Source organism: Streptomyces sp. MP131-18, assembly GCF_001984575.1.
Classification (GTDB): domain Bacteria; phylum Actinomycetota; class Actinomycetes; order Streptomycetales; family Streptomycetaceae; genus Streptomyces; species Streptomyces johnsoniae.
Genome location: NZ_LZNS01000001.1, coordinates 5,814,767 through 5,839,951, shown reverse-complemented (window position 1 = coordinate 5,839,951; position 25,185 = coordinate 5,814,767). Strand labels below are relative to the sequence as shown.

Below are 25,185 nucleotides of genomic sequence, written 5' to 3'. Positions count from 1 at the left end.
GACGAGTGATGGGGGAGAACCGATGAGCCGCACCTTCTCCCCCGCGCCGCCCGTTCCCCGTGGGCGGCGGGCCGGGCGGGCCGCCGGGCGGTTCGGGCAGTACGCGGCGCTGCTCTGCTACCTGGTCTTCCTGGCCTTTCCGCTGCTGTGGCTGCTGTCGACGTCCTTCAAGTCGCCGCAGGAGCTGGGCTCCATCGACCCGACGTGGATTCCGCGCGAGCCGAGCCTGGAGAACTACCGCATCGCGTTCGACGCGCATCCGCTGGCGCGTTCGGCGCTCAACAGCCTGCTGGTGGCCGGCAGCGCCGCGCTGATCGCCGTGACGATAGCCGTGCCGGCCGCGTACGTGATGGTCCGCTACCGCTCGCGGGTCAGCAAGGCCGGGACGGTGTGGATTCTGGTCAGCCAGATGTTCCCGCTCGTGCTGATCATCATTCCGCTGTTCCTGGTGCTGAAGAACCTCCAGATGATCAACTCCCTGCCCGGCCTGGTCCTGGTGTACGTGGTGTGGAACCTGCCGTTCTCGCTGTGGATGCTCCAGGGCTACGTCAAGGCGGTGCCGCTGTCCCTGGAGGAGGCCGCCGCCGTCGACGGCGCGAGCCGTCTCCGCGTCCTCACCGGCGTCGTGCTGCCACTGCTGACGCCCGGCCTGGTCGCGACGCTGATGTTCTCGTTCGTCACCGCGTGGAACGAATTCTTCTTCGCCCTGGTCCTGCTCAAGTCCCCCGAGAGGCAGACGATGTCCGTGATCCTCACCCACTTCGTCGGCGCGGAGGGCGTCGCGGACCTGGGCCCGCTGGCCGCCGCCTCCTTCCTCGCCACCCTCCCCAGTCTGCTGTTCTTCGCGCTGCTCCAGCGGCGGCTGGTGAACGGCATGCTCGCCGGGTCGGTGAAAGGCTGATGCGCGCCCTCCACCGGCGGACCCTGCGCGCCGGAACCGCCGCCGCCCTCGCCCTCTGCCTCGCGGTGCTCGCCGGCTGCGGCAACGGCGACGACGCGGCCGACGGCACGGTCACGCTCGACTTCCTCAGCCTCGCCTGGCAGGCCGAGTCCGTGACGGCCTACCAGGCGCTCGTCGACGAGTGGAACGAGGCCAACCCCGACGTTCAGGTGCGCTACGTCCAGGGCTCCTGGGACAACATCCACGACCAGCTGCTGACCTCGTTCATGGGCGGCGAGGCGCCGGACATCATCCACAACGACGCCTCCGACCTCACCGACTTCGCGAACGGCGGCTACCTCGCCGACCTGACGGGACTGCTGCCCGAATCGCTGGTCGAGGACATCCCGCAGCAGGCGTGGGACACCACGGCGTACGAGGGCGGCACCTACGGGGTGCCGTTCCTCCAGGAGCCGCGCGTCCTGGTGGCCAACACGCGGCTGCTGGAGGAGGCCGGGGTACGCGTCCCCACACCGGAGGACCCGTGGACCTGGGACGAGTTCGAGGAGGTCAGCGCGGACCTGACCCGGGACACGGACGGCGACGGGGACACCGACACGTACGGCGTCGCCTGGTCGATGAAGGAGCCGGTCACCCAGTCGGTGAACCTTTCGCTGTCCACCGGCGGCCGGATCTTCGACCGCGAGGACGGCGAGAACGTGATCCGCTTCGGCGACGACGAGTCGGCGGTCGCCGAGCTGATCAGCCGGCAGGTCAACGAGGACGGCACCGCGCCGCGCAGCAGCCTGGGCATGTCGGGCTCCGACACCCTGCCCGGCTTCTTCGCCGACCGCTACGCGATGCTGCCGCTCAACTTCTCCTTCCGCCAGCAGGTGGACCAGCAGGCGCCCGACGACTTCGAGTGGAGCGTGCTGCCGATGCCGTCCGGCGGCGGCGAGGACGGCCTCGCGCAGGGCGTCGCGCCGCAGACGCTGTCCGTCGCCGAGGACGCCGAGGACCAGCAGGCCGCCGCCGACTTCATCGCCCACCTCACGCGCGCCGAGCACGCCATGGACCTCGCCCGCGGCGACTGGATGCTGCCGACCAGCGAAACGGCCCTGGCCGATCCGTCACTGAACACGGCGGAGCACGGCTGGCGCACCGGCGTCGAGCTGGCCGCGCACCTGCGGCCCTCGCCGGTGCTCGGCGTCCGCGGCTACCCGGAGTGGAAGGACAAGATCGCCACCCCCGCGTTCCAGGAGTTCTACAGCGGCGCGTTCGGCCTGTCCGAGCTGCGCGGGCGGCTCCGGGACGACGGAAACCGGGTCCTCGACCGCTACCAGCGCTGACCTGCCCGTGTGACGCACGGGCCCGCACGACAACGGAAGAAAAGAGCACGAGAACACGATGAGCCCCGACCCCGCCCCACGTCAGGAACCGGACGGCACGGACAGATCACGGCGGCTCCGCACGGTGCCGCTCCAGCAGCCGCAGGCCCCGGCGGTGCCCAGGGACCGGGCCAGGGGCGCGCTGCTCGGGCTCGCGGTCGGCGACGCGCTGGGCGCCCCCGCGGAGAACATGAAACCGTCGCAGATCAGGGAGCGGTGGGGCCGCATCGAGGGCTTCGTGTCGGACGACCCCGCCGGGACGGACGACACCGAGTACGCGATCTTTTCCGGTCTGCTGCTCGCCGAGCACGGCTCCGCGCTGACCGTGGGGCATGTGGAGTCGGCGTGGCACGAGTGGATCGCGGACCGGGACGAGGGCCCGTTCCGCGGCGCCGGGTTCAGTGAGCGCGGCACGCTGGAGAACCTGCGGCGCGGGCTCGCCGCGCCGATTTCGGCGCAGCACCGGCACGCGTGGAGCGACGGCCTCGCGATGCGGGCGGCGCCGTTCGGGGTGTTCGCGGCGGGCAGGCCGGCCGAGGCGGCGCGGCTGGTGTCGATCGACGGAACGGTTTCACACGACGGGGAGGGCATCTACGGCGGGCAGGCGGTCGCGGCCGGTGTCGCGGCGGCGATGGTCGGCCACAACCCGGACGCGGTGGTGCAGGCCGCGCTCTCCGTGGTTCCGGAGGACTCGTGGACCGCGCGTTCCCTGCACCGGGCGGTGTCCGCGGCCCGCAGGGCGCGGCGCGACCCGCAGGCCACGCAGCTGTCGGTGGAACGGACCGTCCGTTCGGCCACGGTCATCGGCGGCTACCCGTGGACGGACCTGGCGCCCGAGGCGGTGGGGCTCGCGTTCGGTGCCTTCGTGGCGGCCCGCGGCGAGCTCGCCGAGGCGGTGCCCATGGCGGTGAACATGGGCCGCGACGCCGACACCACCGCCGCCGTCGCGGGCGCCCTGTCGGGTGCGCTGCGCGGCGAGGGCGCGATCCCCGCCGAGTGGGCGAAGGCGATCGGCCCGGTGCGGGGCAGCTGCCTGCCCTCGATGGCCGGCATGCACATCCTGGACGTCGCCGACCGGCTCACGCCGCCGCCCGACGGCCACGAGGGGGCCGCGGCATGACCGTTCCCCGGGGCCGCGCCGACCGGCCCGGCAACCGGTCGGGCAACCGGTCGGGCAACCGGCCCGACGCCCGGCCCGCCGCCCGCAGGACCATCCGCACGCCACGACGCACCGAAGGACACCGGAGATGACCCCGCCCACCGCGACCGAACCCGCTCTCGGAGGGCCCGTCGCCGCGAACGGCCCCCGGCGCATCGAGGGACTGCTGCTCGGCATCGCCGCGGGGGACGCCGCCGGCTGGCCGTCGGGGCGCCACCGCGCCGCCCGGCTGCCGGACTGGACCAGGCGGCTGACCCGCGAACTCGACACGTTCGCCGAGCAGAACGCGACCACCACCCTGCCCGTTCCCATAGCGCTCAACCAGCCGCCCGAGCCGCTGCGCCTCGGCCCCTCCGACGACGCGGAGTGGGCGGCGTTCACCGCGCAGTCCGTGCTGTCCGCGACGGCCGCGGGGGGCAGCGACCTGCCCGCCGGGCAGCGGGTGCGCTCCGCGCTCGCGCTGGCGTGGAACTCGCTCGCCGACGAGGTGGCCGCCGCGGCCGACCGCGCCGACGAGATCGAGTCGGCCGACATCCCGCTGCGCGCGCGCATTTCGGTGCGCGCCGGGCTCGGCAACCTGGCGGCCGGCCTGCGCCCGCCCGCCACCGGCCACGACAACCCGCACTACTTCGACGACGCGGCCTGCGTGCGGGCGGCCGTGCTCGCCGTCGTCCACCCGGACGAGCCGGAGGCGGCGGCCGACCTGGCCGAGTTCGACGCCCGCTACACGCAGGACGGCGACGGCGTGCACGGCGCCCGTGCCATGGCCGCCGCCGTCGCCGCGGGGCTCGGCGGCCTGCCGGTGGACGAGTGCGTCGACGCGGCGCTTCGGCAGCTGCCCGAGGGCAGCGAGATCCGCCGCAACGCGCTGCACGCCGTCGAACTCGGCCGCGCCGCGGTGGCCGCGCGGCCAGGGCTGCCGGGCAACGCGTTCGCGCTGGTGCCCGTGCTGGAACACGAAATCGTCGACCACGTCTACAGCTACGGCATCGCCGCGGCCGAAACCGTTCCCGTCGCACTCGCGGTGGCCACCGCAGCCGCGGGCGCCGTCACCGAGGCCGTGCCCACCGCGGCCTGCCTCTCCCGCGTGGCCGACTCGGCGCCTGCCCTGGCCGGGGCGCTGACCGGCGTCGTCGGCGGCGCGGACGCGCTGCCCGCCACGTGGCGCGACGCCTGCCGCACGCTGGCGGGCTGCGCCCTGCCGCGGCTGGCCGGCCTCGACCTCGTCGACCTCGCCGAGCAGCTCACCCGAACCCCCCTCACGGCCTCCTCGGAAGGACCCCTCGCATGACGACGACGCAGACACCGACCGCACCGCCCTCGTCGCTGGAAGACCGCACGGCCGGCGCGCTGGTGGGCGCGGCCGTGGGCGACGCCCTCGGCGGACCGGTCGAGGGCTGGACACCCGAGGCCATCGTCGAACGGCACGGCGGCCGGGTGCGCGGCATCGTCGAGCCGTTCCACCGGGACAACTGGCGTACCGCCCGGCCCATCGCGCCCTACCACAAGGGTGACGGGCACGTCACCGACGACACGCTCATGACGCATGCCCTGGTGCGGGTGTACGAGCGGGTGCGCGACCACCTCGACGCGTACGCGGTCGCCGACCACCTGGTGCCGGACCTCATCACGACCCCCCGCTGGATTCCCGAACTCGGCGCGGAGGCCCTGCCGCTGCAACGCATCTTCCTCGCGGAGAAATGGATCGTGGCGCGCATCCACTACGGGCACGTCGACCCGCGCGAGGCGGGCGTCGGCAACATCGTCAACTGCGGCGCGGCGATGTACATGGCGCCGGTCGGCGCCGTCAACGCCGGGAATCCGCGGGCCGCTTACGCGGAGGCGCTGGACGTGGCCGGCGCGCACCAGTCCAGCTACGGGCGGGAGGCCGCCGGGGTGTTCGCGGCGGCGGTGGCCGCCGCGTTCAAGCCGGGCGCGACGCCCGCGTCCGTCGTGGCGGATGCACTGGCCCTCGCCAAGGACGGCACGCGCGCCGCGATCGACGCGGTGTGCTCGGTGGCCGCCCGCTACGACGACTTCGAGGAGGCGCTCGTGCCGCTGCGCGAAGCCGTCGCCCCGTTCGACACCGTCGGGCCCGAGTACCGCAACCCCTCGCTCGGGGCGCGCCGACCCTCGCGGCTGCACGCCATCGAGGAGCTGCCGGTCGCGCTCGGCATGCTGCTGGTCGGGCGCGGCGACTACCGGCACACGGTGCTCGGCGCGGTCAACTACGGGCGCGACTGCGACTCGATCGCCACGATGAGCGGCGCCATCGTCGGCGCGCTGCACGGGGAACGGGCCGTGCCCGCCGAGTGGAGCGACGAGATCGCGCAGGCCAGCAAGCTGGACCTGCGCGCCCCCGCGGCGGCGCTCTCCGCGGTGACGCGCGAGGTGTTCGCGCGCGATCTCGAACGCCGCCGCGCGCACGAGGCGCTGTTCGGCGCGATCGCGGGCGCCTGATGAGCGGCCCGCAGGACGCCGCCGACGCGGTGCGGCTGACGTGGGTGCAGCCCGAGGACCTGCTCGGGCACGAGCTGCGCCAGGCGGAGCAGGACGGGCGGGACGCCGCCGCGGTCAGGGAACGCTGGCTGGCCGCGGGCGGGCGGCTCGCGCCCGAACGCGCGGGCGCCTCCCCCGCGCCCGCGGCGCCCGGGCTGCGGGCGCTGGCCTGCGACCTCCTGGACGAACTCGCCGCACTGCCATCGCCGCTGGCCGGGGCGGAGCCGACCGGGCTCGCGGAGATCAGGGCCGCCTGCCAGGACTGGCCGGAGCCGCCCCGCGCCTCGGCCCCGCACCGCGCCCCGGCTCCGGCTCCGGCTCCGGCTCCGGCTCCGGCTCCGGTGGAACGGCTGCACGCCGGCTGGCTCGGGCGGGCCGCGGGGTGCGTGCTGGGCAAGCCGGTCGAGAAGATCACCCTGGCCGGGATCAGGGCGCTGGGGCGGGCCGTCGGCAACTGGCCGCTCGACGACTGGTTCACCGAGGTGGGGCTGCCGCCCGAGGTGGCCGCGGCCCACCCGTGGAACCGCCGCTCCCGCGCCACCTCGCTCGCCGAGACCATCGACGGCGCGCCCGAGGACGACGACCTGAACTACCCGCTGCTCGGCCTGCTGCTGCTCCGGCGGTACGGGCGGGACTTCACCTCGGCGGACGTGGCCCGCCTGTGGCTGGACGAGCTGCCCGCGGGCCGCACGTTCACCGCGGAACGCGTCGCCTACCGCAATCTGCTCGACGGTATCGAGCCGCCGCTGACGGCCGCGTACCGCAACCCGTTCCGCGAATGGATCGGAGCGCAGATCCGCGGCGACATCTTCGGCTGGACCCACCCAGGCGATCCCGGCACCGCCGCGGCGCTCGCCCACCGCGACGCGGTGCTCACGCACACCGCGAACGGCGTGTACGGGGAGATGTTCGCCGCCGCGGCCGTCGCCGCCGCGGCGGGCGGGGCGGCCGACGTGCACGCCTGCCTGCGCGCCGGGCTCGCGGTGGTGCCGCCGGGCTCCCGGTACGCGCACGCCGTCCGCGCGGGGATCGACGCGGCGCGCGCCCGGCCGGCCGCGGCTGAGTTCGACGCCGTCGTGGACGTGCTGCACGCCGAGTTCGGCGCGTACCACTGGGTGCACGTCCTGCCGAACGCGGCGCTGCTCGCCGCCGCACTCACGCACGCGGACGGCGACTTCACCGCGTCGATCTGCCGGACGGTGTCCGGCGGCTGGGACACCGACTCCAACGGCGCGACGGCCGGCTCGGTGGCGGGCCTGCTGGCCGGGTCGCCGGAGGCGATTCCCGGCCGGTGGACCGCGCCGCTGAAGAACCGGCTGGCGACCTCGGTCGCCGGCTTCGACGGCATCGGCTTCGACGCACTGGCCACGCTCACCCGGGAGGCATCCGCATGACGACCAGCCGCACGACGGCCCTCACGGTCCTCGGCTCCACCAACATGGACCTGGTCGCCTACGTGCCGGCCGCGCCGCGCCGCGGCGAGACCGTGTTCGGCCGCGAGTTCAGAACCGTGCCCGGCGGCAAGGGCACCAACCAGGCCATCGCCGCGGCCCGCGCCGGGGGCGCGGTCACCATGATCGGCGCGGTCGGCGAGGACGACTTCGGCCCGCGGCTGCGCGCCGCGCTCGCCGGGGCGGACGTGTCCGTCGAGGCGCTGCGCACCGTGGCGGGACCGAGCGGCACCGCGCACATCGTCGTCGACGACGACGGCGGCAATTCGATCGTCGTCGTGCCCGGCGCGAACGCCACCGTCACCGGCCTCGCCCCGGGCGACGAGGAACGTATCGGCGCCGCCGACGCGCTGCTGCTCCAGCTCGAACTGCCGATGGAGGGCGTGCTCGCCGGCGCCCGCGCGGCCCGCGCGCACGGGGTGCGGACCGTCCTGACCCCGGCGCCCGCGCAGCCGCTGCCCGCCGAACTCCTCGCCCTGACCGACCTGCTGGTGCCCAACGAGCACGAGGCCGCGGCGCTCACCGGAATCGACGACCCGCGCCGCGCCGCCCTCGCGTTCCTGGACGACGTGCCCGAGGTGGTCGTCACCCTGGGCGCCGCGGGCAGCCTGTACGTGGCGCGCGGCGGCGAACCGGTGACGGTGCCCGCCGTACCGGCGCGCGCGGTGGACACCACGGCCGCCGGGGACACGTTCGTCGGCGCGCTCGCCGTGGCGCACGGCGAGGGGCGGCCGATGCCGGAGGCGATGGCCTGGGCCGCGACGGCCGCCGCCCTTGCGGTGCAGCGGGCGGGCGCCTCCTCCTCCATGCCGGACCGCGGGGAGATCGACGCCGGGTACGGCGCGCACGCGGCAGCCGCGGCGCGGACCGGGCAGCACCGGGAGAACGCTCCACCCGCCGGAGAAGCCCAACGAACCGGGGAACCACGATGAGCCGGGGAACCACGATGAACAGCCACGCACCTCTGGAGGGCCTGAAAGTCCTCGACCTGGCCACTCTCTTCGCCGGGCCGCTCGCCGCGACGATGCTCGGCGACTTCGGCGCCGAAGTGATCAAGGTGGAGCACCCGCGCAAGCCCGACCCCTCCCGCGGCCACGGCCCGAGCAAGGACGGCGTCGGCCTGTGGTGGAAGCTGCTGGGCCGCAACAAGCGGAACGTCACCCTCGACCTGTCGACGCCCGGCGGCCGGGACGTTCTGCTGCGGCTGGCCGCCGAAGCCGACGTCGTCATCGAGAACTTCCGGCCCGGCACGCTGGAGCGCTGGCAGCTCGGCTGGCCCGAGCTGTCCGCGGCCAATCCGCGGCTGGTCCTCGCGCGTGTCACCGGCTTCGGCCAGGTCGGCCCGTACGCGCGGCGCCCCGGCTTCGGCACCCTGGCCGAGGCGATGAGCGGCTTCGCCGCGATCACCGGCGAGCCGGACGGACCGCCGACGCTGCCGCCGTTCGGCCTCGCCGACTCCATCGCCGCGCTGTCCACGGCCTACGCCGTGATGACGGCGCTGGCCGGACGGGACCGCACCGGGCACGGCCAGGTCGTCGACATGGCCATCATCGAGCCGATGCTGACCGTCCTCGGCCCGCAGCCGATCTGGTACGACCAGCTCGGCTACGTGCAGCAGCGCACGGGGAACCGCTCGGCGAACAACGCGCCGCGCAACACCTACCGCACCGCCGACGGCTCGTGGGTCGCCGTGTCCACCTCCGCCCAGTCCATCGCCGAACGCGTGATGCGGCTCGTCGGCCGACCGGACGTGATCGACCAGGACTGGTTCGCCACCGGCTCCGGCCGGGCCCGGCACGCCGACGAGCTGGACGAGGCCGTCGGCGCGTGGATCGGGCGCCACGACCGGGCCGAGGTGATCGCCGCCTTCGAGAAGGCGGAGGCGGCGATCGCGCCGGTCTACGACATCCGCGACGTGCTCGCGGACGAGCAGTACCGGGCGCTCGGCTCCATCACCGAGGTCGAGGACGAGGAGCTGGGCCGGGTGCGGATGCAGAACGTCCTCTTCCGCCTCTCCGAGACGCCGGGCGCCGTGAAGTGGGCGGGCCGCCCGCACGGCGCCGACACCGACGACATCCTGTCCGGACTCGGCCTGAGCGCACAGGAGATCGCCGCACTGCGCGCGGACGGTGCCCTGTGACGGCCGCCGACTGCCTGACGTGGCTCTACGCCCCGGGCGACCGGCCCGCGGTGGTCGCCAAGGCGCTGGCCTCCGGTGCGGACGTGGTGCTCGTCGACCTGGAGGACGCCGTCGCGCCCGACCGCAAGCGCTACGCGCTGGACGCCACCGCCGACCTGCTCGCCACGCCGCCCCCGGTGCCGGTGCACGTCCGTGTCAACGCGCTCGACGGGCCGCTCGCGGAGACGGAGGTGCGGCGTCTGGCCCCGCTCCCCGGACTCGGTGCGCTGCGCCTGCCCAAGGTGACCGGGCCCGCCGGCATCCGCCGCGTCGCCGCCTGGACCGGCGCCCGCGTCCCCCCGCTGTACGCGCTGCTGGAGAACGCGCTGGGCGTGGAGCACGCCTACGCGGTCGCCACCGCGCACCCGGCGGTCACGGGCATCGCGCTCGGCGAGGCCGATCTGCGCGCCGACCTGGGCGTGACCGGAGATGCCGGACTCGCGTGGCCGCGCAGCCGGGCCGTCGTGGCGGCCCGCGCGGCGGGCCTGGCCCCGCCGCCGCAGTCCGTCTTCCCGGACGTACGCGACACCGAGGGTCTCGCCCGGTCCTGCGCGGCGGGCCGTGCCCTGGGCTTCCTCGGGCGGACCGCGATCCACCCGCGGCAGCTCCCGGTCATCGAGGAGGCGTACCTGCCGACCCCGGCCGAGGTGGCCGCGGCCACCGAGGTCGTCAGGGCGGCGGCCACCGAGGCGGGGGCCCTGGCCCTGCCGGACGGCCGCTTCGTGGACGCGGCCGTCGTGGCCGGGGCGCACCGCACCCTGGCCCTGGCGCGCCGCTGCCCGCAAGGCGTCTGACCGCGGGACGGCTCACCCCGGGACCCGCGCACCTCGGCGACGGGGGGCGCGGCCCCGCCCGCGGATCAGCCGGCATGTGCCTCCCGCAGCGCCTGGATGTCGAGCTTGCCCATGCCGAGCATGGCCTTCATGACCCGCCCGGACGCGGCCGGGTCCTGGTCGCTCAACAGGTCGGTCAGCACCCGCGGAACCACGGCCAGTGCGAGCGAGTGGGGGCGGGGTGCCGGGCCGCGTGCGCGGCCCGGCACCCCGCCCCCGTCGGCTAGTCCTCGGGGACTTCCGGGCACTCCTTCCAGGCGAGTTGATAGGTGGTGTTGACGTCACCGTCCGTGGAATCCATGGCGATGAAGCTGGTGGTCTCCTGCGGGTTCGACGTCCCCGCGCCGACGCGCAGTTCGGTGTTGACGTTGAAGTTCCGCAGCTCGCCGCAGGGCGCCCAGACGAGCGCCTCGATGTCGGTCACGTCGTTCGCCGCCCAGTTGTCGTCGTAGGCGCCGGCGAAGGTGTGCGTGAACTGGTCCGTCTCCGGTGAGCCCTGGAAGTAGTACTGCGCCCTCTGCGTGGCCGAGGCGCCCTCTGCCAGATAGGCGTACCCGCGGTAGTCGACGCTGGCGACGGCGTACGTGAAGCCCTGCGGCACCCGGATGGCCAGGTTGAGCTGGCAGTTCTTCCTGAAGTCGGTCGGACCGGCACCGATACCCACCTGGGCCAGGTATTCGCTGTAGGTCACCGTGAACGCCGTGTTGTCCTCCGAGACGGCCACCGCGGCCGTTCCCGCCGGGCAGCCGGACCCGTTGACCGTGACGACCTCGATGACCATTCTGTCGGTCGGCGCGTCGAGGAAGTAGGGTGGGGTCGCGATGTGAGAGGAGGGCGTCGTGGTCAGTAATGCCACGACGGCGCTGCCAATGACCAGTGCACCGGGCATGGTTCTCCAATCGATCGTCTGCGGACTCTCGCGAGGGCACGGCAATGTCCCCGCGCGGTCCGTGCTGAATTGAGCTGATGCTCCCGCGCCCCGGCAGCTCGGCGGCCGAGACGCGGGAGCACCGGTTTCCCGGGCCCGTGACGCGCGGCCCGTTCGCGGTGGACGGCCCGGATCAGCTGCTCGGGCATTCCTTCCATCTGAGGTGATACGTCGTGCTCACCGCGCCGTCCGTCGAGTCCATGGCGATGAAGCTCGTGCTCTGCCGCGGATCGGAGTTGCCGGCGCTGACGCGCAGTTCCGTATTGATGTTGAAGTTCCGCTGTTCGCCGCAGGGCGCATAGATGAGCTCGGCGACTTCGGTCCTGTCCGAGGTCTGCCAGTTGTCGTCGTAGGGGCCGCTGAATCCGGTGCTCTGCGAGGCCGTTTCGGACGAGCCCTGGAAGTAGTACTGCGCCTTCTGGAGCGCGGAGGCCCCGTCGGACAGATACGCGTACCCGCGGTAGTCCACGCCCGCGACGGCATAGGTGAAGCCCTGCGGGATCTGCACGTTGAGGTTGAGCTGGCAGTTCTTCCTGAAGTCGGTCGGCTGCGCCCCGGCCCCGACCTGCGCGATGTAGTCGCTGTAGGTCACGGTGAACGCGGTGTTGTCCGCGGAAGCGGCGACCGCGGCGGAACCGGCCGGGCAGCCGGACCCGTTGATGGTCTGGATGCTGATTTCGATTCTTTCCTGCGGCGCGTCGGAAACCGCCGGCGCACCCTGGGCGGAAAGCGTCGAGGCGAATAACGCCACGGCGGCCCCGCCGGCGGCGAGAACACCAGACATGGTTCTCCAATCGGTCATTCAAGGGCGGCACGGGACACACTCCTGCACCGCACACGACTGAGGGAAAGCGGGAGACGAAACGCCCCCTGGGGCACCCTGGCTCTTTGTGGGGCAGGGCGGCGCGAGGTCGCTCGACAAGGGATCACGGTCGTTGAACAGCCGACCGCAGGGGGAGCAACCGGGGGAATTCGGCTCTTTCCTGCCGGGAACGAAAGGCGACCGCGCTGTCCCGCGCAGACTGTCCCTCGGGGTCCCGCGCCCCCACGAGTGGGAGCGCTCCCAGCGTAGGGCTTCCTTTCCGGTCGCGGTAGATGCGGGACCGCATTCAACAAGCCAGGCCGATACTCGCCCACGGGCAGGTGGCATTCCGGGTGGAAATGTAGAGGAACGGATCGGCGGCACGCCGGAACGGGCACGTGCGGGCCGTTCGCACCCCGCGGCGCGCGCCCGGGGACTGCGACGGCAAGGGGTACTTCACGTCGACACGGGCGCCCTCCTCCGGACCGCCGCGGTCAGGCGCAGGGGCCGGGCGGCGCGAAGCCGTTGCGCACCGCGAAGACGGCGAGGTGGACCCGGGTCGCGCTGCCCGTCTTCCGCATCAGGCTGGCGATGTGGGTCTTCACGGTGGTGAGGCCGACATGGATACGCGCGGCGATCTCGGCGTTGGACAGCCCGTCGCCCACGTGGGCCAGCACCTCGCGCTCCCGGGCGGTCAGGTCCTCGCCCGCCGGTGCCGCGGCGGGCCGGGGCGTCCACGAGCCGGTGGCCCGCGTGACCAGCCGCTGGAGCACGGCATTGCTGAACGGGCTGCCGCCGCCCGCGGCCTGCCGCACGGCGTCGAGCAGTTCGTCGGGGGCCGCGTCCTTGGCGAGGAAGCCGCAGGCGCCCGCGGCCAGCGCCGGGTACAGGTGGTCGTCGTCGTCGAACGTCGTCAGCACGACGATCCGGGTCGCCGGCCGGGCCTGGAGGATGCGGCGGGTCGCCGTCGTTCCGTCCATGCCCGGCATGCGCAGGTCCATGAGCACCACGTCCGGCCGCACCGCATCGCATCGCCGCACGGCCTCGGCGCCGGTGGCGGCCTCGCCGACGATACGGATGTCCGTGGTGGATTCGCAGAGCATCCGCAACCCCGCCCGGACCAGCCGCTGGTCGTCGACGAGCAGGGTCGCGATCACGGCGTCCCCTCCACCGTCCCGCCCGCCGTCCCGCCCGCCGTCCCGCCCGCGGTGACCGCCGCGGCGCCGCGCTCCCCCGGCGGCACGGGACACGGCTCCCGCTCGGCGAGCCCCGCGGGGAACGTGGCACGCAGACGCCAGCCGCGGCCGTGCGGGGCCGCGGTCAGGGTGCCGCCCACGAGCCCGACGCGTTCGCGCAGACCGGTCAGGCCGTAGCCGGGCCCGGCCCCCGGCACCGGCTTCGCGGCCTCCCCCGCGGGGGCGCCGCCCTCGTCCCGCACCTCGATGGCCAGCTCACCGTGCGCGAGGGAGACCGAGACGTGCGCCCGCGCGCCCGCCCCGGCGTGCTTGGCCGTGTTGGTCAGCCCCTCCTGCACGACGCGCAGCACGACGAGCCCGCGGACCGCGTCGAGCCGCGCCACGTCCGGGTCGACGTGGCACTCCGCGTCGAGGCCCGCCTGCGTGCTGCGGTGCACCACGGTGGCGACCGCGGCCGGGAGTTCGTCGGGCCCGGCCAGCAGCGAGCCGGGGGCGTCCTGCACCGCGGCGGGGTCGCGCAGCACGCCGACCATGCGCCGCAGGTCGGTCAGGGCCGTGCCGGCGGAGGCGTGCACGTCGTCCAGGACGGCGCCCACTTTGGGGTCGAGGCCGGGCAGCACGGCGCGCGCGACCCCGACGCGCAACGCGATCGAGGCGACGTGGTGGGCCACGAGGTCGTGCAGTTCGCGGGCCAGCTCGGTGCGTTCGGCGAGGCGGGCGCCGCGCGCCTCCAGGGCGCGGCGCGCCTCGGCCTCCTCGGCCCGGGCCCTGGCCTGGGCCAGGGCCCGGGCGGCGGCGCGCAGATAGGCGCCCAGGAGCACCGGGGCCGCGGTGACGCACACGATGCGGTAGCCGACGGCCAGGACGCCGTCGGCCTTTTCGTGCTCGCCGATGACGGCGAGGTAGGCGCAGGCGACGGCGGCGGTGCCGATGGCGGCGACGCGGAGGGGGCGGCGGACCGCGAGTTCCAGCAGGGCGAGGCTGGCGAGCACCTTCACGGCGACGGGGGTGGCGTCGGCCAGCGGCTGGGCGGCGACGACGAGCGCTGCCTCGCCGCAGGTGACAGCGAGCGGCCAGACGCCGCCCGGCAGGAACACCACGCCCGCGGCCAGCGTGACCAGCCAGTCACCGGTGGTCGGGTCCGTTCGCTGAACGAACAGCAGGTAACCGACTGCGATCAGCAACGGAATGAGGCGCACGGGACCGAACCGATTGCCGAGTGCTCGTGCCAGCCGCGTGTTCATCGGTCCTCCCCCGCGCGCTCCTTTCGCCCGCTCCGCGTCCCGACAGTAACCGCTTCCCGGCCGCCGCCCGTACTCCCCCAGGAGGAGACGGGCCTCCGCCGGGAGGCCGCCCGGTCCGGCCGGTTCGCCGATGCCGGCCCGCGGAGCGGCACGGAGGGTGTGAGCGAGATCCGCAGAGCCACCGTGGGAGACCCCGTGTGCGAACGTTCCGAACGCGCCCTGTTCCTGTCCGAGTTTGTCCGCGACCCGGTCCGTACGGCTTCGGTCGTGCCCAGTTCCTCCGCACTGGCCGCACGGATGGTGGCCGCGCTGCCCGAGCACGGGAACCCGGTCGTCGTGGAACTCGGCCCCGGCACCGGCGCGTTCACGGCGGCCATCCGGGAGCGGCTCGGCGGGCGGGGCAGGCAGCTGGCGGTGGAGGTGAACGAGCGCATGTCCGTCCGCCTGCGCAGGCGCTTCCCCGGTGTCGAGGTGGTGACGGCCGGGGCGGACGACCTGCCCGGTCTGCTGGCGGCCCGCGACATCCCCGCGGCCGACCTGGTCGTCAGCGGGCTGCCGTGGACGGTGTACTTCGGCGGCGCGCGTCCGCTGGCGGACACGATCGCCTCGGTGCTCGCGCCCACGGGTGCACTCACGCAGTTCACCTATGCGTGGAGCAGCTGGACGCCCCCGGCCCGGCGGCAACGCGCCCACCTGCGGGCGGCGTTCGAGGAGGTCGTGCTGAGCAGGACGGTCTGGCGGAACGCACCGCCCGCCTTCGTCTATGTGGCCAGGCGCCCGCGCACGCCCCGCACGCTTCCGGTCCCGGCGTACACGACCTGGGCGCGTCCGTCCTGCGCGCACCGGCGTGCGCTGTCCACACCGCACGCGGCCCCGGGCTCCCCGAGCGCCCTCCGGAACGCGCGGCGGCGCTAGGACCCGCGGCGATCACGCCCGGCAGCAGGGTCGGCGGCGTAGCCCCGGTCCGGGTCCGGGTCGGGGCCGGAGTCGGAGTCGGAGTCGGAGTCGGGGTCCGGGTCGGGGCCGGGGTCCGGGTCCGGGTTCGGGTCGGGCAGGACGTGGGCCATGACCGTGACGCGCGCGGCGTCGGCCGGTGCGGTGGCCCGCAGCGCCGGGACGTCGCGGCGGAAACGGCCGACGAGATCCCACAACTCGGCGCGCAGCCGCCCCGCCTCCTCCGGGGTGAGCAGCAGCGGCACGTCACCGAGGTCGACCACCTGCCGCCACTCGACGGGCAGTGCCTCCAGCTCCCCCACCGTCTGCTGGACGCGGACCGCATGCGCGGCGGCCACCGCCCGCAGGCGGGCGGGGGCGGCGCCCGGCTCGTGCCCGGCGGGCCGCGCGTCGTGGAGGTGGGTGGCGCGATACGTCGAACGCCACCAGCGCTCCCGCGCGTTCCCCCGGTCGTCCGCCTCCTCGACGAGGCCGGCGGCGGCAAGCCGGCGCAAGTGGTAGCTGGTGGCGCCGGAGGTGAGCCCCGTGTCCCGGGCGAGCCCGGTCGCGGTGGCCGGGCCGTGGCGCCGCAGCAGGCCGAGCAGCCGTACGCGCACGGGGTGCGCGAGGGAACGCAGGCCGTCGGCAACGGCCCTGTCCTGCCGCCCACCGGGCGTCGGCTCGGACTGCTGCGGAACGGAGGGCCCGGGGACGGTGGGTGGCGGCCCGGGGTCCGCGGCGGAAGGCGGCGTCATGGGCACACCGTAGGGGCGTAGGGAAAGCTTTCGCAAAAACTCTTTGCAAAGGCTGTTTGCGGTGGTCTGCTACTGTGACGTCCTCACACGACAGGAAGAAATGCCGGGGGCTGGCGTGTTGCCCCTCCGCGTTGTCAGCGGCCGGGCCGAGGAGGACCTTTCATGGTGACGCGACGCACCCCCCTGCCGGGCGTCGGCACCCAGTACGACATGACGACCAGGGACGGGCGGCACCTCTCGGTCGTCGCCCACGAGGACGGACGGCGCTTCCTCGCCTTCTACAACCCGGACGATCCCGACGCCTGCCAGGGCACCGTTCCGCTGGACGCGGAGGAGGCCGCCCGGCTGGCCTCGATCATCGCGCCGGACCGCGCGGAAAGCGGGCTGCCAGGCAGCGAGTTCGACCTCGACCTGGTCACCGAGCGCATCTCCATCGAGCCGGACTCCCCCTACCGGGGCCGCCCGATGGGCGACACGAAGGCCCGTACCCGCACCGGGGCCTCCATCGTCGCCGTGCTGCGGCGGACCGGGGCGTACCCCTCCCCCGGCCCCGACCACCGGCTTGAGGCAGGTGACACCTTGCTCGTCGTCGGCACCCGAGAGGGCGTCGACGACCTGGCCGACATCATCGCGGGCTCGTGAGGCGGCGTCCGGCGACACGACCCGCACCACGCGGCCGCCTGCGCGGCGCGGCTAACGGAAAGGTGCGGTGACCGTGCACGACACCACGACCATGCTGATCGAACTCGGGGCCGTCGTCCTCGGTCTCGGTCTCGTGGGGCGGCTGGCCGGCCGGCTCGGACTGTCGCCCATTCCGCTCTACCTCCTCGTGGGACTGGCCTTCGGCCACGGCGGACTGCTGCCGCTGTCCACCACGGAGGGCTTCATCGAGGTGGGCGCCGAGATCGGCGTCATCCTCCTGCTGCTGATGCTCGGCCTCGAATACAGTGCGACGGAGCTGGTCGACAGCCTGCGCACCCAGTACCCGTCGGGCATCGTCGACCTCGTGCTGAACGCGGTGCCGGGCGCGGTGGCCGGCCTGCTGCTCGGCTGGGGGCCGGTGGGCGCGCTGGCGCTGGCCGGCGTCACGTACATTTCCTCCTCGGGCGTCATCGCGAAGGTGCTCACCGACCTCAACCGGCTGGGCAACCGCGAGACGCCCGTCATCCTCGGCATCCTCGTCATCGAGGACCTGACGATGGCCGTCTACCTGCCGGTGCTTTCGACCGTGCTGGCCGGGGTCGGCCTGGCGAGCGGCAGCATCACGCTGGCCATCGCGCTCGGCACCGCGGGCATCGCGCTCTTCCTGGCCGTGCGGCACGGCAGGGTCATCAGCAAGGCCGTCTCCTCGGACAACCCGGAGATGCTGCTGCTCGTCGTGCTCGGCCTGACGCTGCTGGTCGCGGGGGTCGCGCAGCGCCTCCAGGTGTCGGCCGCGGTCGGCGCGTTCCTGGTGGGCATCGCCCTGTCCGGCGAGGTGGCGCACACCACCCGGCGGCTGTTCACGCCGCTGCGTGACCTGTTCGCCGCGGTCTTCTTCGTCTTCTTCGGTCTGTCCACCGACCCCGGCGCGATCCCGCCCGTGCTGGCGACCGCGCTGGCCCTGGCCATCGTCACCGCGGGCACGAAGATCGCCACCGGCTGGTACGCGGCGAAACGCGCGGGGATCGGCCCGAAGGGCCGGCTCCGAGCGGGCGGCGCGCTGGTGGCGCGCGGCGAGTTCTCCATCGTCATAGCCGGACTCGCCTCGGCGACCGAGCCACGGATCGCGCCGGTGGCGACGGCGTACGTGCTGATCCTCGTCATCCTCGGACCGTTCGCGACCCGCTGGACCGAGCCGGCGGCCCGCTGGCTGCGCGAACGCCGCGCGTCCGGCAGCCGCGCGTCCGACGTGGTCACCGAGGTCCGCGCCGCCGAGTCCGGCGCCTGACCGCGACCCGGCGCGCCCGGTCGCGACCGCAACCGCGACCGCAACCGCGACCGCGACCGCGACCGCGACCGCGACTGAACGTGACAGAACCGATCGCGCGTGACCCGTAAACGGTCACAATGCCGGTTCGCGCTCCGCTGGTCCGAATGGATGAGGCATCATCTGGTCTCATGGGATTGGTCGCCGGTCTTGACAGCTCGTCCGCATACACCCGCATCGTCGTCTGCGACTCCGACACCGGAGACGTCGTCCGGCACGGGCATGCCGATCACCCGGAGAGCGAGACCGCTCCCGGCGCCTGGCTGCTGTCGCTCGGCGAGGCCGCGGACGGCGGCATCCTGGAGGACGTGGCGGCCATCGGCGTCGCCGCCCAGCCGAACGGGGTCGTCGCGCTCAACGCCGAGGGCTCCCCGGTCCGGCCCGCGCTGACCGGCGGCGACGAACGCGCGCAGGCCGCGGCCCTCGGCCTCGTCGACGCGCTCGGCGGGCGCACGGCCTGGGCCGAAGCCGTCGGCTCCGTTCCGCAGCCGGGCCAGCCCGTGGTCCAACTGCGCCGCCTGGCCCGGGAGGAGCCGGAGGCCGCGCAGCGCGCCACCGCGGTGCTCCAGGCACAGGACTGGCTGGTCTGGCAGCTACTCGGCCGCCCGCAGCGCTGGACGACCGACCGCGGCGGCGCGTCGAGCACCGGCTACTGGTCCGCGATCTCCGGGGCGTGGCGCCACGAGCTGGCCGAGCTGGCCATCGGCCACCCGGTGGCCCTGCCCGACGTGCTCGGTCCCGCCGAGGCCGCCGGCCGCACCCCCGAAGGGCTGCTCATCTCGGCCGGTACCGGCGAGACCATGGCCGCCGCGTTCGGCCTCGGGGTCGGCCACGGCGACGCGGTGATCTCGCTCGGCGCGTCCGGGTCGGTGTGCGCGGTGCACCACGAGGCGCTGACCGACCCGACCGGCACCATCACCTGCTACGCCGACGCGACCGGCCACCACCTGCCGGTCGTCCGCACCCTGAACGCGACGCGGGTGCTCCGCGGCACCGCCGAGCTGCTCGGCACCGATCTGGCCGGTCTGTCGGAGCTGGCGCTGCGATCCACCCCGGGCGCACACGGTCTGGTCTTCCTCCCCTACCTCGCGGGCGAACGCACCCCGGAACTGCCGCACACCGCGGGCACCCTGTCCGGGATCAGACGGGAGAGCATGCAGCCGGAGCACCTGGCGCGCGCCGCGTTCGAGGGCATGCTGTGCGGGCTCGCCGACGCCGCCGAGGTGCTGCGGGGGCGGGGCGTGCGCATCGACCGCGTCTTCCTGCTCGGCGCCGCCGCGGCCCTGCCCGCGGTCGTGGCGCTGGCCCCGGCGCTGTTCGGCGCCCAGGTGGTCATACCGGCGCCCGCCGACTACACCGCGCTGGGCGCGGCCCGGCAGGCCGCCTGGGCGCTGGGCTTCGCGGACGGCACCCTCACCGCGCAGGACCCGCCCGACTGGCCGTCCGCGTCCGGGGAAACGCTGGACCCGGGCGAGGACCTGGCGGTCGGCACGGCGGTACGGCAGCAGTTCGCCGCGGTGCGGGACCAGACGCACCCGGGCGCGTTCGGCTGAGACATCCGCCGTGGCACACGGCTCGGTCCGGCCGACGACGACGGCAGCGGCAGCGGCAGCGAAGACGACGACGAACCAACGCGGTACGCGCGGGGGCTTGCGCGCGCCGTTCAGTCGAGGTAGCCGCGCAGCTGCTCCGCATACGCGTGATCGCGGAGCTTACCGAGCGTCTTGTGCTCGATCTGCCGGATGCGTTCGCGGGTGACGCCGAAGAGGCGGCCGATCTCCTCCAGCGTGCGGGGTCTGCCGTCGAGCAGGCCGTACCGCAGCTCGACCACGCGCCGTTCGCGGTCGCCGAGCGTCGAGAGGACCGCCTCAAGCTGCTCCCGCAGCAGCAGGAACGCGGCCGACTCGGCCGGGGAGAGCACGTCGGCGTCCTCGATGAGGTCGCCGAGGTTCACGTCGTCCTCGTCGCCGATCGGGGCCTGGAGAGAGACCGGGTCCTGCGCCAGCCGCAGGATCTCGCTGACCCGGGCGGGCGTGAGGCCGAGCAGGACCGCGACCTCCTCGGACGTCGGCTCGTAGCCGTGCTCCTGGAGCACCCGGCGCTGGACGCGGATGACGCGGTTGATCAGCTCGACGACGTGGACCGGCACCCTGATGGTGCGGGCCTGGTCGGCGATGGCGCGGGACATGGCCTGTCTGATCCACCAGGTGGCGTACGTGGAGAACTTGAAGCCGCGCGTGTAGTCGAACTTCTCGACCGCGCGGATCAGCCCGAGGTTTCCCTCCTGCACCAGGTCGAGCATCGTCAGCCCGCGGCCGATGTAGCGTTTGGCGACGGACACCACGAGCCGCAGGTTCGCCTCGATGAGGTGACGTTTCGCCAGCCGGCCGCGCACCACCAAGCGGTCGAGGTCGAGCGCCAGCTGCTCGTCCAGGCCCGTCGCCGTCAGCAGCCGCTCCTCCGCGAAGAGCCCGGCCTCGATCCGCCGGGCCAGCTCCACCTCGTCGGACGCGCTCAGCAGGGGTATGCGGCCGATCTCGCGCAGGTACTGGCGGAAGAGGTCGCCGGTTGCACCGTTGCCCTCGTGCCGTAGGGTCACACCCGGCTGGGCTGCCGGGGCCGTACTGTCGGCGGGGAGGGTCGGAGTCTGCACGGAACGGCCTCCAGGTCTCGCGAGTTCGCGGCAAGCGGGGGGAAGGGGCGGGAGGACGGGGAGCGGCACCGCCCCCAGTGTGGGGTACGGCGTACTCCGGCCACGAGATGCGTGCGGTGACTTTTTGCGGGCGCGGCTACACAGAGGCTGTGCCCAACCAGCAGGGAGTTACACGGGCAGGCCGCGGCCACCGCCCGCCGGGGCGGGCGCGGGATGCTCTTACGGATGTCAGGCGTAGAGGGCGGCGACGCCGCGCTCCTCCAGGGCCGTGCGGTACTGCTGCAACGCCCACAGCTCCTGGCGCACTTCGGCGGCGTGCGCGTTCCCGTTCTGCGCCTCGGCGCGCCGCGCGGTCGATTCGAGCTGGGCGATGCGCCGGTTCACCGCGGCGAGCCGCACCTGCACCAGGCGCCGCCCCGCGTACACGTCCGTCTCCTGCTGCCGGCGGCGCGGCATGGTCAGCGGCTCGACGGTCAGCTCGGTGATCAGCGTGCGCACCGAGTCGTCGGGCGCCGCGTCGCGCACCCGGTCGAGGAACTCGCCGTCCGCCGCGGCGACACCGCCCGCGTCCGCGATGGCGCGGCGCACCACCGTGTAGGGCGGCGCGGTGAACTCGTCCTCGCCGTAGGCGTCGAAGGCGGGCGAGACCAGCTCCGGGTACTGTAGGGCCAGCTTCAGCAGCTCGCGCTCCTCCATCAGGGCGGGACTGCGCAGGTTCAACGGGGGGCCGCGGCGCACCTCGCGGGGCGCGGGGGCTTCCGGCCGGCCCGGCGCCCTGGCGGGCGGCGGGGCGCCGTGGCGCGCGCCGCCGCCCGCGGCAGCGGCGGCGCGCTGGCGCTCCCGGCCCCACTGGGCGAGCTGGCTGATGCGGCGCACCACGAACCGCTCGTCCATGATGCCGAGCAGCCCGGCGAGCCGGACGGCGTACTCGTGCCGGATGGCCGCGTCCTTGATCTGGGCCACGATCTGCGCCGTGTAGTCGAGGGCGGCGGAACGGCCCTCCGCGGTGTCCACATTGTGCTGCCCGACGACCGACTCGATCGCGAACTGGAAAAGGGGCGACCGGGTTTCGACCAGCTCGCGCACCGCCTCGTCGCCCTCGGCGATCCGCAGCTCGCAAGGGTCCATACCGCCGGGCGAGACCGCGATCCACGTCTGGGCGGCGAACTTCTGGTCGTCCTCGAAGGCGCGCAGCGCCGCCTTCTGCCCCGCGGAGTCGCCGTCGAAGGTGAAGACGACCTCGCCCGCGCTGTGCGAACTGGAGCTGTCCATCAGCAGCCGCCGCAGGATCTTCACGTGATCACCGCCGAACGCGGTGCCGCAGGTCGCGATGGCGGTGGTGACCCCGGCCAGGTGGCAGGCCATGACGTCCGTGTAGCCCTCGACGACGACCGCCCGGTTGGTCTTTGCGATGTCCCGCTTGGCCAGGTCGATCCCGTACAGCACCTGCGACTTGTGGTAGATCGGCGTCTCCGGGGTGTTGAGGTACTTCGGCCCGTTGTCGTCGTCGCGGAGCTTTCTGGCGCCGAAGCCGACGACCTCGCCGGTGATGTCGCGGATGGGCCAGATCAGGCGCCCGCGGAACCGGTCGATCGGGCCGCGCCGCCCGTCCTGCGCGATGCCGGACGTCAGCAGCTCCCGGTCGGTGAAGCCGCGCCCGCGCAGGAACCGCACCAGGTGGTCCCAACCGGCCGGCGCGTACCCGACGCCGAAGTGCTCCGCCGCGGCCTCGTCGAAGCCGCGCTCGCGCAGGAAGTCGAGGCCGATCCTGCCCTCGGACGAGGCCAGCCGCTCCCGGTAGAACTGGGCGGCGGCCCGGTGCGCCTCGATCAGGCGCGTGCGCTCCCCCTGCTGCCGCCCCGGGCTGTACCCGCCCTGCTCGTACCGCAGCGTGATCCCGGCCTGCGCCGCCAGCCGCTCGACGGCCTCGGAGAAGGACAGGTGCTCCATCTTCATCACGAAGGCGAGGGTGTCCCCGCCCTCCTGGCAGCCGAAGCAGTGGTAGAGGCCCTTACTCGGACTGACGTGGAACGAGGGGGACTTCTCGTCGTGGAACGGGCACAGGCCCTTGAGATTGCCGCCGCCCGCGGCGCGCAGCTGGAGGTACTCCGAGACGACGGCGTCGATCGGGACCGCGTCCCGTACCGCCTTCACGTCCTCGTCGTTGATCCTGCCCGCCACGGCAGAAGTCTACGGCGCCCCTCGGACAGTCCCGCGGCCGAGCGCCGCCTCGATCCCGTCGAGGATCAGGTCGAGGCCACGGGCGAAGCCGTCGCCGAAGGCCGCGTCGCCGAAATCTGCGTCACCGGGATCTGCGTCACCGAGACCCGCACCGCCGAGATCCGCACCACCGTCCGGGCCGGGGCCCACGCGGTCCAGCCCCGCGTTCCTGGCCAGCGCCGGGTAGCGGTCGGCGTGCGCGACGACGTGGCGCTGCGCCCGGCGCCGCAGGTCCAGCTCGTCCTCGCGGGTGCCGACCCGGGAACGCCACACGTTCTCCGCGGCGACGTAGCCGTGGACGTAGGAGAAGAGGGTGCTGACCGCGGCGACCAGCTCGGGTCCCGAGAGCCCGGCGCGCTCCAGGGCGGCGTAGAAACGTTCCGAACGCGCCAGCGAGGTGGGGCCCAGCAGCGGGCGGGTGCCGATCAGGGCGGTGATCCAGGTGTGGCGCTGCATGACGCGGCGGCTCTGCACCAGCTGGCCGGTCAGGTCGGCGCGCCAGTGCTTCGGCGGCGCGTCCTCGCCGTCGAGCTCGATCTCGTCCATCACGGCGTCGAGCGCCAGGTCGAGCACGTCTTCCTTGGTGGCGACATAGGAGTACAGCGACATGGTGCCCGCGTGGAGCCTGGCGGCCAGGCGGCGCATGGAGAAGCCCTCCACGCCCTCCGCGTCGAGCAGCTCGATGGCGGCGGTGACGATGCGCTCCCGGGACAGCCGCGGCCGGGCGGGCCGCTCGTCGGCGCGGAACCAGACGCTGCCGTGGGGACGCTGCTCCGGCACCGGGCCCGCCTTTCGTGCACTGTACGGAAATCCGTACAACTAGCTTAACGGCATGACCGAACACGGGATCGAACAGCTCTCCGACGCCCCCGGGGCCGCCTGGTTGCGTGACTACGCGATGCTGGCCCTGCGCGTCAACCGGCGGCTCACCGAGGGGTCCGGGAGCACCCTGCTGATCTACCGGGGCCCCGACAGCTGGGCGGTGGCGGCCGGGCGCGAGGAGCCGCCGCCGGCCGCGCGGCTGGTCGAGGACGCGGAACGGCTGCTGGCCGACGTGCCGTTCGAGGGCGCGCGCGCCGCATGGCTGCGGGCGCAGGTCAGGGCGCTGCGCGCCGTCGCCCGCGGGGCGGCCGGGGCCGAGGCGCCGCTGGCCGCGTTCGCCGGCGAATGCCTCGGCATCGAGGCCGGGCCGGTGCCGGAGTCGGTGTTCGATGAGGCGCACGCGCAACTGGACGCCGCGCTGCCGCGCGGGCCCGGCACGACGGCGGAGCGGCTGCGTGCCTGGCAGGACACGCACCGGCTGCCGCCGGAACGGATCGGGCTGCTGCCGGACCTGGTGCGCCGCGCGGTGGCGGAGACCAGGGCGCGCACCGCGCGCATCGTTCCGCTGCCCGCGGACGAGGAGGTCGGCTGCACCGTCGTGCCCGAGGCGCACTTCCTCGGCGCGGGCCACTACGAGGGCGGCGGCCGGTCGACGATCTTCGTGAACGGCGGGCTGCCGTGGAACCTTGCGGACCTGCTGTACGTGGTCGCCCACGAGGGCCACCCGGGGCATATCGCGGAGTCGCTGCTGAAGGAGCACGCCCCCGACCAGGAGGTCCGGTTCCTGCTGTCGCCGCCGTTCGTGCTCAGCGAGGGCCTGGGCCTGTGCGCGCAGGAGATCGCCTTCCCCGGCGACGAGGCGCAGGAGTGGCTGACCCGTACCGTGCTGGCCGAGCAGGGCATACGGCCCGACAGCAGCGACTTCGCGGCGATCCACCGGGCCAGGACCGCGCTGTGGGGAACGTGGGCCAACGCCGCGTTCCTCGCCGCCGAGGGCAGACCGCAGGGCGAGGTCCGCGACTGCCTGACGCGCTGGGGCCTGCTGACCGATGAGGAGGTGGCCGCGGCCCTGAAGTCCGTGACGTCGCCCGGGATGAACGCCTACGTGCTGGGCTACTACTACGGCTGGCGGCTGGTGGACACCTGGCTCGCGCGGGCCGCGCCCGGGCCGGAACGCGAGGCGCGGGTGCGGCGCCTGCTGACCGAGCCGCTGCTGCCGGCCGACCTGGCGGACGCCTGACCCCGAGCGCACCGCCGGCCGGGGACAGGCCGGC

General features: G+C 74.1%; 22 protein-coding genes. 14 read left to right on the top strand and 8 right to left on the bottom strand.

Annotated elements, in window-relative coordinates; all coding sequences use genetic code 11:
* Positions 1–22: 22 nt before the first annotated feature.
* The 9 genes from STBA_RS26350 (at position 23) to STBA_RS26310 (ending at position 10,350) form a co-directional block, all read left to right on the top strand.
* The gene (locus tag STBA_RS26350) at positions 23–901 is read left to right on the top strand and encodes a carbohydrate ABC transporter permease (RefSeq protein ID WP_079252182.1); all 879 of its coding nucleotides are present in this window, start codon (positions 23–25) and stop codon (positions 899–901) included.
* Complete coding sequence (locus STBA_RS26345; protein ID WP_077061590.1) at positions 901–2,229, top strand: sugar ABC transporter substrate-binding protein; 1,329 nt, start codon at positions 901–903, stop codon at positions 2,227–2,229. The genes STBA_RS26350 and STBA_RS26345 overlap by 1 nt, the downstream gene beginning before the upstream one ends.
* A gap of 58 nt (positions 2,230–2,287) precedes the next feature.
* On the top strand, positions 2,288–3,388 hold the full coding sequence (locus STBA_RS26340; protein ID WP_077061589.1) for an ADP-ribosylglycohydrolase family protein: 1,101 nt from the start codon (positions 2,288–2,290) through the stop codon (positions 3,386–3,388).
* Between the two features lie 127 nt (positions 3,389–3,515).
* Entirely contained in the window at positions 3,516–4,718 is a 1,203-nt protein-coding gene (locus tag STBA_RS26335) for an ADP-ribosylglycohydrolase family protein (RefSeq protein ID WP_077061588.1), read from the top strand.
* Positions 4,715–5,887 carry an ADP-ribosylglycohydrolase family protein gene (locus tag STBA_RS26330; RefSeq protein ID WP_077061587.1) on the top strand — a complete coding sequence of 391 codons (1,173 nt, stop codon included), beginning with the start codon at positions 4,715–4,717 and terminating at the stop codon, positions 5,885–5,887. The genes STBA_RS26335 and STBA_RS26330 overlap by 4 nt, the downstream gene beginning before the upstream one ends.
* Entirely contained in the window at positions 5,887–7,320 is a 1,434-nt protein-coding gene (locus STBA_RS26325; protein ID WP_077061586.1) for an ADP-ribosylglycohydrolase family protein, read from the top strand. Before STBA_RS26330 ends, STBA_RS26325 begins: the two co-directional genes overlap by 1 nt.
* On the top strand, positions 7,317–8,309 hold the full coding sequence (locus STBA_RS26320) for a ribokinase (RefSeq protein WP_079252181.1): 993 nt from the start codon (positions 7,317–7,319) through the stop codon (positions 8,307–8,309). The genes STBA_RS26325 and STBA_RS26320 overlap by 4 nt, the downstream gene beginning before the upstream one ends.
* Positions 8,310–8,323: 14 nt before the next feature.
* Complete coding sequence (locus tag STBA_RS26315; RefSeq protein WP_366510888.1) at positions 8,324–9,517, top strand: CoA transferase; 1,194 nt, start codon at positions 8,324–8,326, stop codon at positions 9,515–9,517.
* On the top strand, positions 9,514–10,350 hold the full coding sequence (locus tag STBA_RS26310; protein ID WP_077061584.1) for an aldolase/citrate lyase family protein: 837 nt from the start codon (positions 9,514–9,516) through the stop codon (positions 10,348–10,350). Before STBA_RS26315 ends, STBA_RS26310 begins: the two co-directional genes overlap by 4 nt.
* A 262-nt stretch (positions 10,351–10,612) precedes the next feature.
* On the opposite strand, the gene STBA_RS26300 is transcribed toward STBA_RS26310, so the two are convergent.
* From STBA_RS26300 to STBA_RS26285, 4 genes are all read right to left on the bottom strand, one after another.
* Entirely contained in the window at positions 10,613–11,278 is a 666-nt protein-coding gene (locus STBA_RS26300; protein ID WP_077061582.1) for a DUF4360 domain-containing protein, read from the bottom strand.
* Between the two features lie 172 nt (positions 11,279–11,450).
* A complete protein-coding gene (locus STBA_RS26295; protein ID WP_077061581.1) occupies positions 11,451–12,101 on the bottom strand; it encodes a DUF4360 domain-containing protein in 651 nt (216 codons plus the stop codon).
* Between the two features lie 512 nt (positions 12,102–12,613).
* Positions 12,614–13,276, bottom strand: coding sequence for a response regulator transcription factor (locus STBA_RS26290; protein ID WP_077063614.1), 663 nt, complete (start codon positions 13,274–13,276; stop codon positions 12,614–12,616).
* Entirely contained in the window at positions 13,273–14,559 is a 1,287-nt protein-coding gene (locus tag STBA_RS26285) for a histidine kinase (protein WP_077061580.1), read from the bottom strand. The genes STBA_RS26290 and STBA_RS26285 overlap by 4 nt, the downstream gene beginning before the upstream one ends.
* 195 nt (positions 14,560–14,754) lie before the next feature.
* On the opposite strand from STBA_RS26285, the gene STBA_RS26280 reads away from it, so the two are divergent.
* Positions 14,755–15,474, top strand: coding sequence for an SAM-dependent methyltransferase (locus tag STBA_RS26280; RefSeq protein ID WP_216355976.1), 720 nt, complete (start codon positions 14,755–14,757; stop codon positions 15,472–15,474).
* Here STBA_RS26280 and STBA_RS26275 read toward each other — a convergent pair.
* The gene (locus STBA_RS26275) at positions 15,471–16,247 is read right to left on the bottom strand and encodes a helix-turn-helix domain-containing protein (RefSeq protein ID WP_077061578.1); all 777 of its coding nucleotides are present in this window, start codon (positions 16,245–16,247) and stop codon (positions 15,471–15,473) included. The two genes, STBA_RS26280 and STBA_RS26275, sit on opposite strands and share 4 nt — an antisense overlap.
* Positions 16,248–16,409: 162 nt before the next feature.
* On the opposite strand from STBA_RS26275, the gene STBA_RS26270 reads away from it, so the two are divergent.
* The 3 genes from STBA_RS26270 to STBA_RS26260 all read left to right on the top strand — a co-directional run bounded on the left by STBA_RS26270 (position 16,410) and on the right by STBA_RS26260 (position 19,769).
* Positions 16,410–16,889, top strand: a complete 480-nt coding sequence (locus STBA_RS26270; protein WP_077061577.1) for a cation:proton antiporter regulatory subunit — start codon at positions 16,410–16,412, stop codon at positions 16,887–16,889.
* A 73-nt stretch (positions 16,890–16,962) separates the two neighbouring features.
* Positions 16,963–18,177, top strand: a complete 1,215-nt coding sequence (locus tag STBA_RS26265) for a cation:proton antiporter (RefSeq protein ID WP_079252483.1) — start codon at positions 16,963–16,965, stop codon at positions 18,175–18,177.
* Between the two features lie 170 nt (positions 18,178–18,347).
* Entirely contained in the window at positions 18,348–19,769 is a 1,422-nt protein-coding gene (locus tag STBA_RS26260; protein WP_077061576.1) for an FGGY family carbohydrate kinase, read from the top strand.
* A gap of 110 nt (positions 19,770–19,879) precedes the next feature.
* Here the strand turns inward: STBA_RS26260 and STBA_RS26255 are convergent, their stop codons facing one another.
* The 3 genes from STBA_RS26255 to STBA_RS26245 form a co-directional block, all read right to left on the bottom strand.
* On the bottom strand, positions 19,880–20,947 hold the full coding sequence (locus STBA_RS26255; protein WP_079252180.1) for an RNA polymerase sigma factor: 1,068 nt from the start codon (positions 20,945–20,947) through the stop codon (positions 19,880–19,882).
* Positions 20,948–21,097: 150 nt separating this feature from the next.
* Positions 21,098–23,050 (bottom strand): DNA primase, encoded by a 1,953-nt coding sequence (gene dnaG / locus STBA_RS26250; RefSeq protein ID WP_077061574.1) that lies wholly within the window; start codon positions 23,048–23,050, stop codon positions 21,098–21,100.
* A gap of 9 nt (positions 23,051–23,059) precedes the next feature.
* Positions 23,060–23,869, bottom strand: a complete 810-nt coding sequence (locus STBA_RS26245) for a TetR/AcrR family transcriptional regulator C-terminal domain-containing protein (RefSeq protein WP_077061573.1) — start codon at positions 23,867–23,869, stop codon at positions 23,060–23,062.
* A gap of 52 nt (positions 23,870–23,921) precedes the next feature.
* Here STBA_RS26245 and STBA_RS26240 point away from each other — a divergent pair, with 52 nt between their 5' ends.
* Positions 23,922–25,151 carry a hypothetical protein gene (locus STBA_RS26240; RefSeq protein WP_216355975.1) on the top strand — a complete coding sequence of 410 codons (1,230 nt, stop codon included), beginning with the start codon at positions 23,922–23,924 and terminating at the stop codon, positions 25,149–25,151.
* The last annotated feature ends 34 nt before the right edge of the window (positions 25,152–25,185 follow it).

What these genes read in the sequence shown, in the direction of transcription:
- STBA_RS26350 (WP_079252182.1), top strand. Translation starts at nt 23, where the DNA reads ATGAGCCGCACCTTCTCCCCCGCGCCGCCCGTTCCCCGTGGGCGGCGG.
- STBA_RS26345 (WP_077061590.1), top strand. Translation starts at nt 901, where the DNA reads ATGCGCGCCCTCCACCGGCGGACCCTGCGCGCCGGAACCGCCGCCGCC.
- STBA_RS26340 (WP_077061589.1), top strand. Translation starts at nt 2,288, where the DNA reads ATGAGCCCCGACCCCGCCCCACGTCAGGAACCGGACGGCACGGACAGA.
- STBA_RS26335 (WP_077061588.1), top strand. Translation starts at nt 3,516, where the DNA reads ATGACCCCGCCCACCGCGACCGAACCCGCTCTCGGAGGGCCCGTCGCC.
- STBA_RS26330 (WP_077061587.1), top strand. Translation starts at nt 4,715, where the DNA reads ATGACGACGACGCAGACACCGACCGCACCGCCCTCGTCGCTGGAAGAC.
- STBA_RS26325 (WP_077061586.1), top strand. Translation starts at nt 5,887, where the DNA reads ATGAGCGGCCCGCAGGACGCCGCCGACGCGGTGCGGCTGACGTGGGTG.
- STBA_RS26320 (WP_079252181.1), top strand. Translation starts at nt 7,317, where the DNA reads ATGACGACCAGCCGCACGACGGCCCTCACGGTCCTCGGCTCCACCAAC.
- STBA_RS26315 (WP_366510888.1), top strand. Translation starts at nt 8,324, where the DNA reads ATGAACAGCCACGCACCTCTGGAGGGCCTGAAAGTCCTCGACCTGGCC.
- STBA_RS26300 (WP_077061582.1), bottom strand. Translation starts at nt 11,278, where the DNA reads ATGCCCGGTGCACTGGTCATTGGCAGCGCCGTCGTGGCATTACTGACC.
- STBA_RS26295 (WP_077061581.1), bottom strand. Translation starts at nt 12,101, where the DNA reads ATGTCTGGTGTTCTCGCCGCCGGCGGGGCCGCCGTGGCGTTATTCGCC.
- STBA_RS26285 (WP_077061580.1), bottom strand. Translation starts at nt 14,559, where the DNA reads ATGAACACGCGGCTGGCACGAGCACTCGGCAATCGGTTCGGTCCCGTG.
- STBA_RS26275 (WP_077061578.1), bottom strand. Translation starts at nt 16,247, where the DNA reads ATGACGCCGCCTTCCGCCGCGGACCCCGGGCCGCCACCCACCGTCCCC.
- STBA_RS26270 (WP_077061577.1), top strand. Translation starts at nt 16,410, where the DNA reads ATGGTGACGCGACGCACCCCCCTGCCGGGCGTCGGCACCCAGTACGAC.
- STBA_RS26260 (WP_077061576.1), top strand. Translation starts at nt 18,348, where the DNA reads ATGGGATTGGTCGCCGGTCTTGACAGCTCGTCCGCATACACCCGCATC.
- STBA_RS26240 (WP_216355975.1), top strand. Translation starts at nt 23,922, where the DNA reads ATGACCGAACACGGGATCGAACAGCTCTCCGACGCCCCCGGGGCCGCC.